At 46.8% G+C, this 15,056-nt stretch carries 16 protein-coding genes; 3 read left to right on the top strand and 13 right to left on the bottom strand.

The annotated features are described in order from the left end of the window. Window positions 1–17: 17 nt before the first annotated feature. From GCE9029_RS17995 to GCE9029_RS17960, 8 genes are all read right to left on the bottom strand, one after another. Window positions 18–626, bottom strand: a complete 609-nt coding sequence (locus tag GCE9029_RS17995; protein WP_231870149.1) for a hypothetical protein — start codon at window positions 624–626, stop codon at window positions 18–20. Then, on the bottom strand, window positions 623–1,543 hold the full coding sequence (locus GCE9029_RS17990) for a 5-oxoprolinase subunit C family protein (RefSeq protein ID WP_062665332.1): 921 nt from the start codon (window positions 1,541–1,543) through the stop codon (window positions 623–625). The genes GCE9029_RS17995 and GCE9029_RS17990 overlap by 4 nt, the downstream gene beginning before the upstream one ends. Then, window positions 1,540–2,226, bottom strand: coding sequence for a 5-oxoprolinase subunit PxpB (pxpB, locus tag GCE9029_RS17985; protein WP_062665330.1), 687 nt, complete (start codon window positions 2,224–2,226; stop codon window positions 1,540–1,542). Before pxpB ends, GCE9029_RS17990 begins: the two co-directional genes overlap by 4 nt. Further along, window positions 2,213–2,953, bottom strand: a complete 741-nt coding sequence (locus GCE9029_RS17980) for a 5-oxoprolinase subunit PxpA (RefSeq protein WP_062665328.1) — start codon at window positions 2,951–2,953, stop codon at window positions 2,213–2,215. Before GCE9029_RS17980 ends, pxpB begins: the two co-directional genes overlap by 14 nt. A 49-nt stretch (window positions 2,954–3,002) precedes the next feature. Continuing rightward, window positions 3,003–4,313 carry a TRAP transporter large permease gene (locus tag GCE9029_RS17975; RefSeq protein ID WP_046303681.1) on the bottom strand — a complete coding sequence of 437 codons (1,311 nt, stop codon included), beginning with the start codon at window positions 4,311–4,313 and terminating at the stop codon, window positions 3,003–3,005. Then, window positions 4,310–4,876: a TRAP transporter small permease gene (locus GCE9029_RS17970; protein ID WP_062665326.1), complete on the bottom strand. Its 567-nt coding sequence runs from the start codon at window positions 4,874–4,876 to the stop codon at window positions 4,310–4,312. Before GCE9029_RS17970 ends, GCE9029_RS17975 begins: the two co-directional genes overlap by 4 nt. A 93-nt stretch (window positions 4,877–4,969) precedes the next feature. Then, a complete protein-coding gene (locus GCE9029_RS17965; RefSeq protein ID WP_062665324.1) occupies window positions 4,970–5,947 on the bottom strand; it encodes a TRAP transporter substrate-binding protein in 978 nt (325 codons plus the stop codon). A gap of 52 nt (window positions 5,948–5,999) precedes the next feature. After that, the gene (locus GCE9029_RS17960) at window positions 6,000–6,833 is read right to left on the bottom strand and encodes a putative hydro-lyase (protein WP_002538258.1); all 834 of its coding nucleotides are present in this window, start codon (window positions 6,831–6,833) and stop codon (window positions 6,000–6,002) included. Window positions 6,834–7,234: 401 nt separating this feature from the next. Between GCE9029_RS17960 and GCE9029_RS17955 the strand changes: the two genes are divergently transcribed. Further along, window positions 7,235–8,353 carry a T6SS phospholipase effector Tle1-like catalytic domain-containing protein gene (locus tag GCE9029_RS17955; RefSeq protein WP_062665321.1) on the top strand — a complete coding sequence of 373 codons (1,119 nt, stop codon included), beginning with the start codon at window positions 7,235–7,237 and terminating at the stop codon, window positions 8,351–8,353. On the opposite strand, the gene GCE9029_RS17950 is transcribed toward GCE9029_RS17955, so the two are convergent. The 5 genes from GCE9029_RS17950 to GCE9029_RS17925 form a co-directional block, all read right to left on the bottom strand. Further along, a complete protein-coding gene (locus GCE9029_RS17950; protein WP_062665319.1) occupies window positions 8,344–9,231 on the bottom strand; it encodes a LysR family transcriptional regulator in 888 nt (295 codons plus the stop codon). The genes GCE9029_RS17955 and GCE9029_RS17950 overlap by 10 nt on opposite strands. 439 nt (window positions 9,232–9,670) lie before the next feature. Further along, window positions 9,671–10,168: a thiol peroxidase gene (tpx, locus tag GCE9029_RS17940; protein WP_062665315.1), complete on the bottom strand. Its 498-nt coding sequence runs from the start codon at window positions 10,166–10,168 to the stop codon at window positions 9,671–9,673. Between the two features lie 143 nt (window positions 10,169–10,311). Continuing rightward, window positions 10,312–11,445: a serine protease gene (locus GCE9029_RS17935; protein WP_062665313.1), complete on the bottom strand. Its 1,134-nt coding sequence runs from the start codon at window positions 11,443–11,445 to the stop codon at window positions 10,312–10,314. A gap of 38 nt (window positions 11,446–11,483) precedes the next feature. Then, window positions 11,484–12,107: a hypothetical protein gene (locus tag GCE9029_RS17930; protein ID WP_062665311.1), complete on the bottom strand. Its 624-nt coding sequence runs from the start codon at window positions 12,105–12,107 to the stop codon at window positions 11,484–11,486. Window positions 12,108–12,203: 96 nt separating this feature from the next. Continuing rightward, on the bottom strand, window positions 12,204–12,899 hold the full coding sequence (locus GCE9029_RS17925) for an outer membrane beta-barrel protein (protein WP_231870148.1): 696 nt from the start codon (window positions 12,897–12,899) through the stop codon (window positions 12,204–12,206). Between the two features lie 706 nt (window positions 12,900–13,605). Here GCE9029_RS17925 and GCE9029_RS17920 point away from each other — a divergent pair. Together GCE9029_RS17920 and GCE9029_RS17915 are read left to right on the top strand one after the other, a co-directional pair. Next, complete coding sequence (locus tag GCE9029_RS17920; protein WP_062665309.1) at window positions 13,606–14,529, top strand: winged helix-turn-helix domain-containing protein; 924 nt, start codon at window positions 13,606–13,608, stop codon at window positions 14,527–14,529. Then, window positions 14,478–14,999: a hypothetical protein gene (locus GCE9029_RS17915; RefSeq protein WP_231870147.1), complete on the top strand. Its 522-nt coding sequence runs from the start codon at window positions 14,478–14,480 to the stop codon at window positions 14,997–14,999. The genes GCE9029_RS17920 and GCE9029_RS17915 overlap by 52 nt, the downstream gene beginning before the upstream one ends. Window positions 15,000–15,056: the final 57 nt, after the last annotated feature.

Raw genomic sequence — 15,056 nt, 5'->3', positions numbered from 1 at the left:
CTGTTGTGCTGTTATTCCTACTCCAGAAAGTCCTTCACTGTTTTTAAGTCCTCTATCATCGGTATTTCAATACTCAGGGAACTGCTGAAACACCAAGGGTAGGGCAGTTCGCCTATCCCATTGAGCAAGTGATCTTTATTGGAATAGTTGATGGCAGCCATGTACTCAATGGTGATGGTGAGCTTGTCCACTTTCGGGTCTTTTGCCGAGATGGAAGAATCATCACTGAATAGCCAGTCGTAATAGCCACAACCGATGCGCAGTATGTCATTGTCTTTTTCTGTCATCACGACGAGCCACTTGCAGGTGAGAAGACTGTCATCCCTGATAATGGAGTCCGACAAGCAGAAGGTATAAACATTCTCAAAACGCTGGTTAAACTGGGATGACAACACGTGGCGGATTGCTTCAACGCCAACTACATCTGAGGGAAACGAAATACTGTCGGTATTAACCTTCATTTCCAGCAGTGATTCTTCCGTAAACACTTTGGTGAGCAGGTGTGGCTTGTTGTTATCTTTGGCTGAGATATACCGATTAATCGCCTTGAGAAAAGGGCGCACATCATCCGGCCTCGCATTCGTGGCCTTGTCGATGTGCACCATTTTCCCCTGAGATGGACTCATCCGAAAATGACCCGGTTGAAGAGCCTTCTTTCGACTTCGGCATCCGCAACATCCATGGGGGAGAAGGTAACAATCTGCCCGGGTTGACGCTGCGAAAGTTGGCCGGCACCTAAACTGCTCAAACAGCCTATTTTGGGGTAGCCGCCGATGGTTTGCCTGTCCTTCATCAGTACGATCGGTTGGCCGTCATTCGGAATTTGAATCGCACCAAAGGCGATACCTTCTGAGATGATGCCATCGAGACTGCTTTTCACTGGCGCACCAGACAAGCGATAACCCATGCGGTCGATGTTTTGGCTGACTTCATACTCACTGGTGAAGAACGTCATCTGTTCATCATGACTAAATGACGCATGCTGATAGGACGGCATCACCCCTAGTTCGAGCGGCGCATCGTAATCGGGAATCGCCCATTTCGGCGTGCGCTGTTCGGTGAATTCAGTCGTTGCGGTAAAGGGCAGAATATCCCCCGTTTTCAGGGCATCACCAAGACCGGTCAAACCGCCCAGTTGCTCCCTTTTCACCGTGGAGCAACTCCCGAGCTTAGGCTCACATTCGAAGCCGCCAGCCACGGAGAGATAGGTTCGCAGCCCACTTTTCGGCGCACCAAACGCCAGGACATCACCGGGTTTTACTGTATAGGTGAGCCAGGGCTGAATAGCTTTGTCGTTTAAGGTGGCGGAAAGATCTGCGCCGGTAATAGCAACGGTTGTGGCGGCATTCACCTGTAGCTGCAGTTGGCCGAAGGTGATTTCGAGTTGCGCTGCATCTGGCTTGTTTCCCAATAGACGGTTTGCCCAGTAAAAAGCATGCTCATCCATTGGGCCTCCTGTGGTGATGCCCAAATGCTGGAAGCCGATGCGGCCACTGTCTTGCAGTAGGGTAAGCATGCCAGGGTTCAGTACTTCAAAACTCATAACACGCCGCCTTGCTTCAAAAATTCGTCTTTGTCGATAGGGCAGAACCTCACCCGGTTGCCGACGTTTACTTTTGCCAGTGATTCACTGTCCCAGTCCACCATATTCAGTGGTGTACGGCCAATAATTTGCCATCCTCCCGGCGTGCTGCTGGGGTAAATGGCTGTTTGGTTATCCGCCAACCCTACACTGCCCGTTGGTACTTTTAGGCGTGGTGTGGATTTACGCGGCATGACTATGGCGTCATCTAAGCTGCCAAGATAGGCAAAGCCGGGACTGAAGCCGATGGCGTAAACGCGGTACTCGCGCTCGCTGTGCAGTTTGATGACAGACTTACTGTCGAGGCCAGTTTTTTCACACACGTCCGACATATCCAGCGCGACTTCCTCACCGTAGTAGACGGGAATCTCAACTACCTGATTGTCGTTGTTATTGGTGACGGCGTCAGTGTTGGATTCTAGCGCCAGCCGGATGCGTTTGATGATGTCAAAACGGTCCGTTCTGTTTAAGTCAAAGCCAATCAACATTGAGTTGTAGGAGGGGATGATGTCTGTGACCAAATCACCCAGACTTTCCCTGACTTGAAAGATAGCAAGGTTGACGTCAGCGGCGATGGCATCGTCAATTCTGTCCCCAAAATACACAATCAATGTCTGTTCATTGACTGCCTCAATTTGCGCCATTTGCCCTCCATTGCTTCAATGCCTGGGCCACTGCTGAAGCGTGGGGACCATCTCCGTGAATGCAGAGCGTATCTGTATCCACCTTGAACGTTTTTCCACTCAACGTTGTGACAGAACCGTGTTCAACAATCTGTTGTACCTGCTTGATAATGGCGTCAGGACTGCCGTGAACCGCGCCTTCAATACGACGGTCGACCAGAAATCCCTCATCGTCATAAGCGCGGTCAGAAAAAGCTTCGAACATCACGTCAATGCCGACGTCTGCCGCCAAATCGAGAATAGGTTGGCGCTTAGGAATCGCCATCACCACCAAGGGACAACCCGGCGCAGCGGCTTTCACTGCGCGCATCACGGTTTTCAGCACCGCCATGTCTTTCATCATGGTGTTGTAGAGCGCGCCATGGGGTTTTACGTAATCCACAATGGCTTTTTGCTGACGACAAATGCCTTTCAGCGCACCGATTTGATAGCCAAGCCAGGCAAAAAGCTCTTCTTCTGTACAATCAAATTTCCGGCGGCCGAATCCCATTAAATCTGGGTAGCCAGGGTGGGCGCCAATGGTGACGCCATGTTCAAGGGCTAAGGCGACGGTCTTTTGCATCGTGACTGGATCCGAGGCATGGAAGCCACAGGCGATGCTTGCCATATCAATACAGGGCATCACTTCAGCGTCTTTCCCCATGGTCCAGGCACCGAAGCTTTCTCCCATGTCGCAATTTAATTTCATCTCAACTCACTCCTTGTTGCTCTGCTTTCTTTGGAAGCAGTTTGTCCTGCTAGCGCTGACTCATGGTGGTCGGCAGGTAGGTCACGATTTCCGGGAAGGCCGTAATCAACACTAACCCTAAAAGGATCAGCATAAAAAACGGAAACGCAGCGCGTGCGACATACAGAATGTTTTTGCCCGTGAGAGCCTGAATAACAAACAGGTTGAAACCGACGGGCGGGGTGATTTGCGACAGCTCCACCACAAGAACGATGAAGATACCGAACCACAGCAAATCAATGCCTGCCTGCTGCACCATTGGCAATACAACTGCAACGGTCAGAACCACCACAGAAATACCATCCAGAAAGCAGCCCAGCACCACAAACAGTATGGTGAGGTAAAGCAGGAGTTCAAACGGGGACAGCGACATCGCAGCAATCCACTCCGCTAGCGCGCGGGGAATGCCGAGAAATCCCATTGCCAGTGTAAGAAAATGCGCGCCCACGAGAATAAAGCCAATCATACAAGCACTTTTTACGGCACCCAGTAGACTGTCGATAAAACTCTGGCGACTCAACGAGCCGGTAAGGGCGGCCAAAACCATGGCGCCAAACACGCCAAGCGCTGCTGCTTCTGTCGGTGTAGTGAAACCGCCGTAGATCGACCCCAAAACAAAGGAAATAAGGGCGACTATCGGGAGCAGCTTTTTCAGCGCTTTGAATCTAACTTGCCAATTAACATCGTTGCTCGAGTGCTGAGGCACTTCATTTTTATTCATCAATGCCCAGATGGTGGTGTAACCCACAAACAGGAGCATCAACATGATGCCGGGAAGGGCTCCGGCGATAAATAAGCGTCCAATGGACACTTCTGCAGCCACCCCATACACAATGAGAATGATGGAAGGCGGAATAAGAAGACCCAGAGTACCGGAACCTGCTAGCGTGCCGACGGCCATTTTCTCGCTGTAGCCCTGTGCTTTCAGCTCGGGCAGAGTCATGCGTCCAATGGTAGCCGCAGTGGCGGCGGATGAGCCTGATACCGCAGCGAATATGCCACAGCTCAACACATTCACATGCAGCAGTTTGCCGGGAAAACTGCTCAGCCAAGGCGAAAGACCTTTAAACAGATCTTCCGAGAGTCGAGTTCGGAATAAAAGCTCACCCATCCAGATAAACATTGGTAGGGCTGTCAGTGACCAACTGGTGCTCGCTCCCCAGCTTGAAGAACCAAACAGCAGGCCGATTTGTTCGTTGCCCGTCATGTACAGACCCATGACACCGACACCAATCAAGGCAAGGGATACCCATAAACCAGCGGCTAAAAACAGCAGCATGGAGATGGCAAGAATAAAAGAGATTAAGGTCATGTCCGTCATTTTGCGCGCTCCTTGCTGCTTGCCTGCGTAGCTATTGCTTCGTCAGGGTTTTCAATCAGTTCGAGCGAAACGTCTTCACCTTCCAACTGTTTGTAATAGGGGGTAATACCGCGAATGTTGTCAATCAGGCTATCCAGCACGGCGAGATTGAATGCAATCATGCCGACCGCGAGTGGCACTTGTGGAATCCACAGAGGAATCGGAATGTAACCGTGGGTGACTTCTTCAAAGTCGTAGGATTCCCAGACCATGTAAGTGCAGTAATAGCTACAGAAACAAAGCAGCAAAAATGCAAGGGTTAGGACCAGAGTTTCCAGAGGGCGTTGCAGCGTTTCTGGCAACCTTTGAATAGCAAGGTTAACGCGTATATGACCACCTTCACGAAAGGTATAGGCAAGGCCAAAGAAGGTTGAGGCAGCCAAAGCGTAACCGGAGAAATCTTCTGCCGACGGGACAATAAAGCCCATCATGCGGCCAATAATTTGGGCGAGGATGATCAGCATGATCAACACAATAAAGAAGCCGGATAAACCACCCGACAGCAGGTACAGAGCTCGTTTCATAATAATGCTTCCAGACAGGCGTAGCTCAGGGTATTGAAGCCCTCCCCAAGTCCGTTTCCAGGGGAGGGTACGTCGTAGTAAGTAACTACTTACTTAGTTTTTATAGGCTTTCAAAACAGGCGCTAGCGCTTGTGAGTTTTCTGCTTCCCACTCTTCAGTCATGGTCACGCCAATCGCCTGAAGCTCGTTTAGCAATTGTTCGGAAGGTTTCGAAACCACAATGCCGTTGTCAGCGAGTGTTTTGGTGTCTTTTGCTTCTTGATCTAAAACCTCTGCCCAGCCACGTGCCTCGGCTGCTGCAGCAGCATCCAAAATGGCTTTCTGAGCGTCTTTGTCCAAACGCTTAAATGCGCGCTTGTTCACGACGACAAAGTTCTTTGGAATCCAGGCCTTGATCTCGGTGAAGTGGCTCAGATAATCCCATGCTTGACCGTTTGCGCCCGTCGATGGTGATGTCACCATCGCATCGATAATGCCGGTGCTGAATGCCTGTGGAATATCCGGCACCTGAACCGTGGTGGGTGTGGTGTCCATCAGATCAGCAAGACGGGATGTTGATGGGCTATAAGCGCGCATCTTGGTGCCTTTAATGTCAGCCAGCGAGTTCACCGGCTTTTTGGTGTAAAGGCTTTGTGCAGGCCATGGCACGGTGTAGAGCAGTATCATGCCTTCTTTACTGAGCTGTTTCTCAATCTCTGGTTTGGCTGCTTCCCACAGTTTCTGGGCTTGCTCATAGTCAGTGGCGAGGAAAGGAATGTTGTCGTGCTTAAAAATAGGGTGGGTATTACCCATGATGCCAATGAAGACTTCGCCAAGCTGCACCTGACCGGTGCGCACTGCGCGAGGGATCTCAGGGTGCTTCATCAAAGATGCGCCTGAATGAACCTTGATATCGACTTCACCGCCTGTGGATGCTTTGATTTGCTCAGCAAAGTCATAGGCGATTTTGGTCGGCAAGTTAGCATCACCGTAAGGTGTCGGCATGTGCCATTGTGCAGCGAGTGCAGAAGGCACTGAAAGTGCAGCGAGAGACACTGCCATAGCTGGCAGCAGGTTTTTCAACAACTTCATCGGAAGTCTCCTTTTCACTAGTGTCCTATTTTGGGTCAACAGACCCTACTACTTATAAAACTGAGAGTTGCTCGTTACTGATATCCGTTACCAGCATCTTGCCGGGTGCATGGGTAATGGCGATGGGCGGCTTAGCATTAATAATGGCCAACTGTGGCGTTACACCACATGCCCAGAAAACGGGGATTTCACCGTCCTTAATAGGTACTGCATCACCAAAATCCGGGTTGGAGAGATCTTTGATGCCAATGTCGGCGGGGTTTCCTATATGTACTGGCGCACCATGGGATTTCGGATAGCGGGAAGTAATTTGAATGGCGCGAATAGCGTCTGCTGGTTTAAACGGGCGCATAGTAACCACCATGTTACCACTGAAATACTGGCTTGGTGTCGTCGCCAAGTTGGTGCGGTACATTGATACATTCGATTGGCAATCAATGTTACGAAGAGACAGGCCAGCACGAATCAAAGCATCTTCAAACGAGAAAGAACAACCCAAGACAAAAGTCACCATGTCATGCCACCAAAGATCTTTAATGTCATGAGTTTTCTCAGCCAATTCACCGTTTCGGAAGATATGGTATTCAGGTACATCGGTGCGAATATCGATATCCTTACCAAGCAAATCAATCATTGGTTCACCCGGGCTGGATACTGATAACAGAGGACAAGGAACGGGGTTCTTCTGACAAAATACAAGAAAGTCGTCCGCCCAGTCTTTGGGAAGAATGACAAGGTTTCCCTGTGCGATGCCAGGGGCAAATCCACTTGTCGAACCAATAAACTTGCCGTCACGTGTCAGATTTCTTAATTCACGTGCCTGTGTCAGGGCTGCTTCGTAGTGATTGGATGAAAGAGGGGCTTCTTGTCCTGCAAGTTGACTCATGGCTTTCCTTCGCCTCGTTGAATGAATGTTGTGTTAAGTAAATGTTGCAGGTTGGTGTCATTTCGTCCAATTATAGTTTTTTACCTTTTCCGATAAATAAAATTAATGTCCTGCTCTGTCGACAATGTGATGTGAATACTCAGTGGCCATGAGCAATTTACGAGACACCCGCTTAAATCACGGGTACTAAGTCATTGATACACTGTCAACTTCATGAATATGCATGGTTTGTCTCGGCTTTGCTCACGGCTCACCTCCTATCAGTGCATAGAATTTCAGACTGAAAGCCATTGAATAAAGATGGTTCACAACAATAAAAGCACACCCCGGCGGCACAAAAACTCCCGCTTTGGTCACAGAGGTTTTGGAGAAAATGTGAAGTTTTGGGGTAGGAGGTATCTATGCCTGAAAACGAAGCAAAGTCTGAAAGTGAAGCTGCGTCATATTACGGTGACCCGAAACAGAAACTCATCGTCCTTTTCGACGGCACGTGGAATGACCCACAGGATCAAACCAATGTCTTCCTGATGTCTCAATGCATCACGCCATACGATGCCGATGGCATTAAACAGCGATTTTTCTATGACCCTGGAGTGGGAACTTCCCGCTTTACCCGTTTATTAGGGGGAACAACAGGATGGGGTTTAACCAAGAACCTCATGCAGGGATATGCGTGGCTTTCCAAGCACTACCATGAAGGTGAGCAAATTTGGATCTTCGGTTTCAGCCGTGGTGCTTATACAGCGCGGAGTCTGGCTGGGCTCATCCGAAAATGTGGTGTATTGAGAACAGCGACGCCTGATTTGTTAGAGCAAGCAAAAACGCTATATCGCAATAAGGCACTGTCACCCAATTCCAAAGAATGTATCGCTTTTCGAAAAGCCTATAGTGACGAACCCAAGGTGCATTTTCTTGGTGTTTGGGACACTGTGGGTGCGCTTGGCGCGCCGGGCACAGTGTTCTCTGAAAGGGGCATTTTCAAATGGCATGACACCAAACTTTCCCGAAGCGTGTTAAGTGCCTTTCATGCAATGGCGCTGGATGAGCACCGCGCAGCTTATGACACTGCACTTTGGACACTTCCGGTTGGTTCTGAGGAAAAACGGAGCCCTGATAACGTCGAACAACGTTGGTTTATCGGAGCGCACGCCAATGTTGGTGGTGGCTACACAGACGATGAATTGAAGCAAATACCGTTTAAATGGATGGCAGAAAAAGCGCAACGGAAGGGCTTGGAATTAGATCTTTCCAGAATGGTCTTTGATGCCAATGCATGGCAGACAGAGCCACGAGATTCCTATGAGGAATTTCTTAAAGGCGTATATGGCATGTTCCGCCGTTTTAGAGGGAAAGGTGATGACCACGGCCGCTTCCATCGCGCATTTGGTGGTAATAAACCTGATGAACTGAAAGCCGTGAATGTCAGTATTGATGGTTCAGTGTGGAAAAGGTGGAAAGCGGGAGAGTACCGACCGAAGACTTTGGTGAACGCGGCGCAATCCCCACCTAGTCAGCCTTGATGTATCGCTGCCACTTCCACCGCCAGTTTTGCCGCTTCTTCCGCCGCGCCATTCATTGGAGCATGCAGGTAAGAAGCGGTGAAGCCAAGTGGGGAAGGTACCCAGCCGCAATCAACAAGCTGCAAATTTCCGGCTTCAATTTCAGGCTCAGCGATCACTGTAGGTAAGGTAGCCAAGCCCAATCCGTCTTTGGTCATCCGCAAACAGGCGGAGAGAGAACTCGATGTAAAGAAACGGGCGTTAGCCGCATCAGCCTGTGCGAACTGTTCTTTGATTTCTCCGAATGGTTGTGTGTTGCGGGCGTAAGTAATGATGGGGAAGTCAGCCAATTCAGTTAACGACATAGAAGTGTTAGAGATTGGCATTGACGTGCTTCCCACCCATACCAACGGATAGCGACAAAGTGGCATGTTCTGGACGGAAGGCTCCGAAATCGGTCCCATCAGAAAGGCTAAATCCAGCGTTCTGTCCAACAAGTCATGACGCAGGTTCGACGTGACATCCACCGTAATATCGATATCCAGCCTTGGAAACTTATCGTTAAAGCTTCGAAGAAACTCCGTCAGCCAGGTGTGCACAACGGTTTCTGAAATTCCCAGTCTCAAGGTTCCCGTAAACAGCGCATTGTTCTCTGCGCGCTTTTGAAACTGTTCCGCACTGAGCAGCATTTTCTCAGCGTAAGGTAATAGCTCACGCCCTTTGGCTGTTAGCGTGATAGGCGAGGCCTCGCGGTCAAAAAGAGTAACGCCCAGTTCCTTTTCTAAACTTGCGATGCGAGATGAGATAGCAGGCTGTGTGGTGAATTGCTGCTCGGCGGCTTTGCGAAAACTGCGAAGGGTGGCGACGAGTACAAAGGTTTCAATGCGTTTCAGGTTCATGAGAGGCTCTACAAACTGCGTGTACCTGAAAAGATAGAGCAAAACCCAAAGGATTCAATTGCGCTAGAGGTTTCTGAGAATTAGATATATCAATATGACCTACGGCGATGATCTTCCTGTCTTCTTCTCTCTAGGGGGTAGAACACCCCCTAGAGAGAAACGCTGTCAGTGCGTGTCAGGTGTTTTCAATTAGGTGATAAGCAGATGTCATAACTTCGGTTGATTCGAAATTGAATGTACATTTGCACCACATGATTTCATGTCTAATGCGTTCCAGCACCATATCTCGTATGACAGATTTCTTAGCCATATCAATGGATTTACTTCGAACAAAGAGGCAAGTAATGAGGGTATGAAGCTCATCAATATGCTGACCCTCTTGTCCAGTCAATGCCTGATATTCGGCAATTAAGTCAGTGAGTTGAGTCAGCATGTGTTGTTAAAGAATTGACAGAGCTGTTTCGTATGAAGGTTCTTCAGTAATCTCATTAACAAGCTCACTGTGAATAACGATTCCATCTTCATTGATAACGATAACCGCGCGTGAGGCGAGACCTGCTAGTGGACCATCAGAAATCGCCACCCCGTAGTTTTCGGCAAAATCAGGTGCGCGGAACAAAGATGCTGTCTGTACATTGTGGATGTTTTCCGCAGAGCAGAACCGTTTGGTCGCAAATGGCAAGTCTGCAGAAATGCAAAGCACAACCGTGTTTTCCTTACTTGCGGCAACTTCGTTAAATGTTCTGACACTGGTGGCACAAACTGGTGTATCTATGCTCGGGAAAATGTTGAGCACCACCTTTTTACCTTTGAAGTCTGCCAGTGTGATGTCCGAAAGATCGACAGTGCAAAGCGTAAAACCAGGTGCAATTTGTCCAGCAGTTGGTAGGCTTCCAGCAATGGAAACTGGGCTTCCAAGAAAAGTAACAACTGACATTTTAGATCTCCTTTTTTTTGCTTTTTAGGTTGGGTATTACCCACTCGTTGTTTTTATTCATCAGTGACGTTTATTGTCGCGATGTTTAGTAAAACCAATTGCCACAACGTTAAAATTTCACACCCGGACAATTGGATGGGATATCAATCCGCATGGAAGATGCGCTTTTCACGTCGCCTAAACGTGAGTAGTAAGAGGGTACAAAGCGTGACGGCACCTAAGGCGCCGTCAGACGCTTTTGGATTACTGGGTTTTGCTGGTGTCACTGCGTCGGGTTTTTCCGGTGTGAGGGTTTGCGTGGTACTACTCTTGATAACGTTTGCATCTTGGCAGTTGCCAATCATGCATTGCTCAATCCAGTTTTTGTATGTGGAAACCTGCGTGTAAACAGTAGAGGTTAATCCGCAACGGTACCCACTTCTTAAATGGTTGCCTCCCCAGCTGGTGATACCCATTAGATACTTGGTGTTATCAGAAGGATTCTCCCATACCATTGGTCCCCCAGAGTCTCCCTGAAAAGCCCCAATTTGCTGAGTAGGGTCATTTATACTCATGTCTTTTGCACCCGCACAGATAAAAGCGTTCTCGTCATTGAGCATGTTGGGAATGTAAGCACCGCGGTTTGCAAATGTATTGAACTCTTGCTGACACTGCTTATCTGTGATGGCATAGGTATAGACCGCTTGAAGTCTGTCCAGCATGATGACTTTGCTTACTTTCGGGTTTACATGGCCATAGCCGCTAATAAGCTGTGAGCGATTCGGTGAGTGTTTTGTGTTTTCCGCACTCGAATCGTAGTCCTGTTGCACGCTGTCTGACGCCAAAGCGATAGCTTTTGCCGGCTCTGATACTGGGCTGTGGAGTTCAATTAAAGCAATGTCGCTATACATATCATTACTTTCTTTATCCCAATCTTTGTGGATGTAGACCGTCTTAGCTTGAACAGCACGTCGTTTGAACTCGGCATCGCCTTTGTCTGCTACGCCGGTTGAAACAAAGACATCATCCGCTGAGTCAGGGAGTGTGCGATAAATGTCGGCAACATTTACATCCATGCAATGCGCTGCTGTCAGTACCCATCTCGCTTCTCCGCTGTCGACGTCTTTAATGACAGACCCGCCACAGCTTGAAGCATATCCAAGTGCATGACTCTCAACATAGGCCTGCCAAGGAACATCCTGAATATCGGTATCGCTGCCGTTTAAAATGTAAGCAGAAACGTTACTCTGTGAGGCAAATGCTTGGGCGTGAAGAAGCGAAGCCAATGCCAGTGACATGGGCCAAATAATCTAATACATAGATACTCCGGAGATACTCAGTTCAGGGGTTTAGAAAGTGGGAAGTTGTCGCGTGATTCCAATTGATTCGCATGTATTGCATCGACTTTCACGGCAAACTTTTGGCTGCATTCAGAGATAGCAGTGTTCCAGACTCTCGCTAGAAAGGCCTTGAATGACGCGCCCGTTAAGCTGTCGAATGGCATCAAAAAATGAGAGGTTGTTTCGCTGCTGTTCATCTCATCACGAAAAGCGCAACGTTCAATCCCAGATAGAAGAAGGTTATTGTCGCGATCGTAAAGCTTGAAGGTCACACTCGCAGCAGCATTACTTTCGCCGAATATCGTTCCTGGGATTGCCATTGATTTATCTTCCAGTTGATATTCGACCGTGTAATTCACGTGTTTAAGAGTATTGGCTTCAGTTGATGGGGTGTTGTTGACTGAATAGCCTCTGTCCACAAGTGCTAACTGTGTTTGATGAGCAATAGAAGAATAAAAATCAAACTCAAAATGCTGGATGTCGTATTGCTCAATACTTTCTATATTATTGTTTTGAACATCAGCTATTAGATTGATTGACGCTTTGCAATCATTGACGCAGTTAGAGATGTCGCTGTCATTATTGAGATGTACGCTATGCGTGCAAGCAGAAAGCAACATCGCAGCAGCTATGTAAAAAAGTGTTCGCATAATAGGGAGTTTTTTGGTGGTTGAGAAAGCGGCTTACATCAAAGCAATATAAGCCACTCTTATTTATTAGAAGCTGTAATTTACGCCGGCGAATACACTGAATTGTTTGTCATTTTTGTATTCGAAGTTTGAGCCATTGTTCTCGAACTTGGTGACGTTGCCATTGAGATGCATATAGTTAACACCAGACTCAATTGACCAGTTCTGATTAATTGCATAACCAATACTAGTATTCACACCCAAAGCAAGGCCTTTTGACGTCAGTTTCGTTGAGTCGGTGCCGCGAAAAATTCGCTGAGAATCAATTGTTACTTCTGAGTTGTAACGACCTAGGCTACCTCCAATTACCCAGTACAATCTATCGCTCAGTGGTTGCAGATAGTCCAAGCCAAGACCGAAGATATTTTCCTGCCTTTTTATATCTACTGTGCCAATTTGAGTGTTTGAACTATCCATAATTCTAGAATGAGCAGAATCTTCACTCGACACACGCCAAAAAGTATAGGCTCGTAGGTTATTATTGATGGTGTAACCTATTTTTAAATCATTGTATAGTTGGTCATCAATGGCATCGCCAGTGTCTTTTAATTTCTGCTCAAAACTTCCAATTGTATTCGAGGTTGTCATCTCTGAGTTGTTTTTTGTATAGCCCAGATCAAAGCCAAGATATACTTCGTCTTGATTAAATGGTGTTGCTGAAAAGGCACCTGTTGAAAATAAAGTCAACACACTTGCTGCTAAGTAAACACTCTTATTCATCATTATTTCTTCTCAATATGTATCTATGAAGAGGATATATTATGTAGTGATAATATGAACTCTTGGTTTTTATTTATTCACTGTCGTAATTACTTGCTCTCGCTGCGCGTTGCACCTATCAGCAACGTAACGATACGCTAGGAGTGAAATCGAGGAGCATTCTGCATAGAAATGTGATGTTGATCTAAATAGTTATCAAATAAAAATCACACCACTTTCAAATTCACGTACAAATCCAGTGGTTTAATGTTGCTTATCTATCTGAAAATAAAGGTTTTATGTTTTTGTCTGTATTTGGTGCAACGGGTCGCCGCTGAACTATGGTGTGGGTGAGCAGAAAGCAGTTGCTCTAGAGTTTTGGTTTCGTAGTTAGTCGTCAAATTCAAGTCTCAACACTTGGAATGTCTATCTGCGACTAGAGGACGTAATAGAATTATGAAAATAAAATTGATAAGAGTATATGGACAAATGATTAGACTTGAAATTGCCATTTTCTAGCCCTAGGCTGTAAGCTTCTCAGTGTTTTACAATACTTTTAATTAGTGCTGGCTAATGTTTGTATTGGAAGAAAAGTGGGTGTTTTAATTGAGATAAAGTCAAACTACAATTAACAGGTAACCTTGAATGGTTAAATAGGCGGTTTTATAAAAATGAGAGGATGTATTTTATGAAGTGTCTAAAAGTCTTGTGTGGAAATTGGAAGTAGTCAATGCCAGATACATCTAAAGCATATGGCTTCTCGGATATTGTTTACTTCTCGGGTACAAGAACACTTGTTTTTGAGTCTGGACGGAAAGAGCAACTCAGCCCGATAGCGGGAAAAGTGTTTATACTGCTGCTAGAGAATGTAGGCACAAGCGTAACTAAAGAAGAGCTCTTCTCTTCATGTTGGGGTAACGCGGTCGTTTCTGACCAATCTCTGACAAATGTTGTCTCAAACCTCCGAAAAACTTTAAAATTGAGCGTTAAAGGTGGCGCTCAGATAAAGACCATCAGTAAGGTTGGCTATATCCTTAATATTGATGGAGATATCTCCGTCAGTATTGATATGGATGATTCGGGGAGTTTTAGCTTATCCACCGAATCTGTGGGTATAGAGTCCCAGACAGGTAAGCCGCTTTATCATGACAACTCAATCGAGCTTGAAGACTTAGCGTTATCAAAAGAATCTGGCGCAACGTATTACGGTAAATCACTCCCTAATAAAAGCATTAGCAAAACGTTTATCGCGATGTTAGTGATAGTAGCAGTGACGTTCACTTGGATGACTTTCTTTGTTATCTCCAAGATTGAAACCAGCGTTAGTCAGTTACCTTACTTTATTGATGTTGAAGAGTATGCACTTAGCCACCGAATAGGTGACGTGACTGTTTTTGCAAACTCGGAGAGCGCACTGGAAGCAGCATCTGCCTTTTTGGAAGGGGATGGCAATAAGATTATAGATAACTGCCATTTAACCTTTTACTTGCGGCGATACTCTTCAATTGATCGACCTTCACTGAATGCCTTGAACATATTCATTGTTAATCAGCGAAATCAAACGTTGAACTATGTTGTTTCAAAATTTGAGCACAGTACATCATGGATACCTTTAAAAAATCTCTTATCAAGCGACAATTTATTCTGCCGATAGTGCTCTTTTTCTCCGGCTTAGCTGGCGTCTTTCTCTATGAACTGCATGAAGAGCGGAAATATGAAAGTTTGGTCGCCACCAGCTGGCATTGTGAAACGCTGAAAACCGGATTCTTATCGGAGGCCTTCCATAACTATCTTTCCATTTTCGAGAGGATGACTCTGACCTTTGCATCCCGAAGCCAACTCAATATTAGAGAGTTTGTTGAGGTGACGGACAAGGAGGGTAAAGTCGAGAAGCTGGAGAATCTTTACTTTGGCACTTACCTCCTGAAAGGAAACGAATTAATCGTCAGCTTTCAGGATGTCAGGCAGAATCTGCAGCATTCTGATGATGTGATCAACCGTGATTACCTTGAGTTCAAAGGAGCAGAGGTGAGATACGCATTGAGCGTAAATGACGAAAATCTTTATTTCTACTCCAATACTCGTAACGAGATTTACAACATGGCTTGTTTTGCGTCTTCTTAGACGCAATACCGATTTTTGATTTTACTGCGCTGAGCGACAGCGTCTAATAAAGGAATT

The organism is Grimontia celer (assembly GCF_900055185.1).
Classification (GTDB): domain Bacteria; phylum Pseudomonadota; class Gammaproteobacteria; order Enterobacterales; family Vibrionaceae; genus Enterovibrio; species Enterovibrio celer.
Note: the sequence above shows the minus strand (reverse complement) of the source record. Positions and strands in the feature narration are given on the sequence as shown.

Bases quoted from the DNA above. Each gene is read 5' to 3' on its own strand.
- GCE9029_RS17995 (WP_231870149.1), bottom strand. From the start codon at position 626: ATGAGTCCATCTCAGGGGAAAATGGTGCACATCGACAAGGCCACGAAT.
- GCE9029_RS17990 (WP_062665332.1), bottom strand. From the start codon at position 1,543: ATGAGTTTTGAAGTACTGAACCCTGGCATGCTTACCCTACTGCAAGAC.
- pxpB (WP_062665330.1), bottom strand. From the start codon at position 2,226: ATGGCGCAAATTGAGGCAGTCAATGAACAGACATTGATTGTGTATTTT.
- GCE9029_RS17980 (WP_062665328.1), bottom strand. From the start codon at position 2,953: ATGAAATTAAATTGCGACATGGGAGAAAGCTTCGGTGCCTGGACCATG.
- GCE9029_RS17975 (WP_046303681.1), bottom strand. From the start codon at position 4,313: ATGACGGACATGACCTTAATCTCTTTTATTCTTGCCATCTCCATGCTG.
- GCE9029_RS17970 (WP_062665326.1), bottom strand. From the start codon at position 4,876: ATGAAACGAGCTCTGTACCTGCTGTCGGGTGGTTTATCCGGCTTCTTT.
- GCE9029_RS17965 (WP_062665324.1), bottom strand. From the start codon at position 5,947: ATGAAGTTGTTGAAAAACCTGCTGCCAGCTATGGCAGTGTCTCTCGCT.
- GCE9029_RS17960 (WP_002538258.1), bottom strand. From the start codon at position 6,833: ATGAGTCAACTTGCAGGACAAGAAGCCCCTCTTTCATCCAATCACTAC.
- GCE9029_RS17955 (WP_062665321.1), top strand. From the start codon at position 7,235: ATGCCTGAAAACGAAGCAAAGTCTGAAAGTGAAGCTGCGTCATATTAC.
- GCE9029_RS17950 (WP_062665319.1), bottom strand. From the start codon at position 9,231: ATGAACCTGAAACGCATTGAAACCTTTGTACTCGTCGCCACCCTTCGC.
- tpx (WP_062665315.1), bottom strand. From the start codon at position 10,168: ATGTCAGTTGTTACTTTTCTTGGAAGCCCAGTTTCCATTGCTGGAAGC.
- GCE9029_RS17935 (WP_062665313.1), bottom strand. From the start codon at position 11,445: ATGTCACTGGCATTGGCTTCGCTTCTTCACGCCCAAGCATTTGCCTCA.
- GCE9029_RS17930 (WP_062665311.1), bottom strand. From the start codon at position 12,107: ATGTTGCTTTCTGCTTGCACGCATAGCGTACATCTCAATAATGACAGC.
- GCE9029_RS17925 (WP_231870148.1), bottom strand. From the start codon at position 12,899: ATGATGAATAAGAGTGTTTACTTAGCAGCAAGTGTGTTGACTTTATTT.
- GCE9029_RS17920 (WP_062665309.1), top strand. From the start codon at position 13,606: ATGCCAGATACATCTAAAGCATATGGCTTCTCGGATATTGTTTACTTC.
- GCE9029_RS17915 (WP_231870147.1), top strand. From the start codon at position 14,478: ATGGATACCTTTAAAAAATCTCTTATCAAGCGACAATTTATTCTGCCG.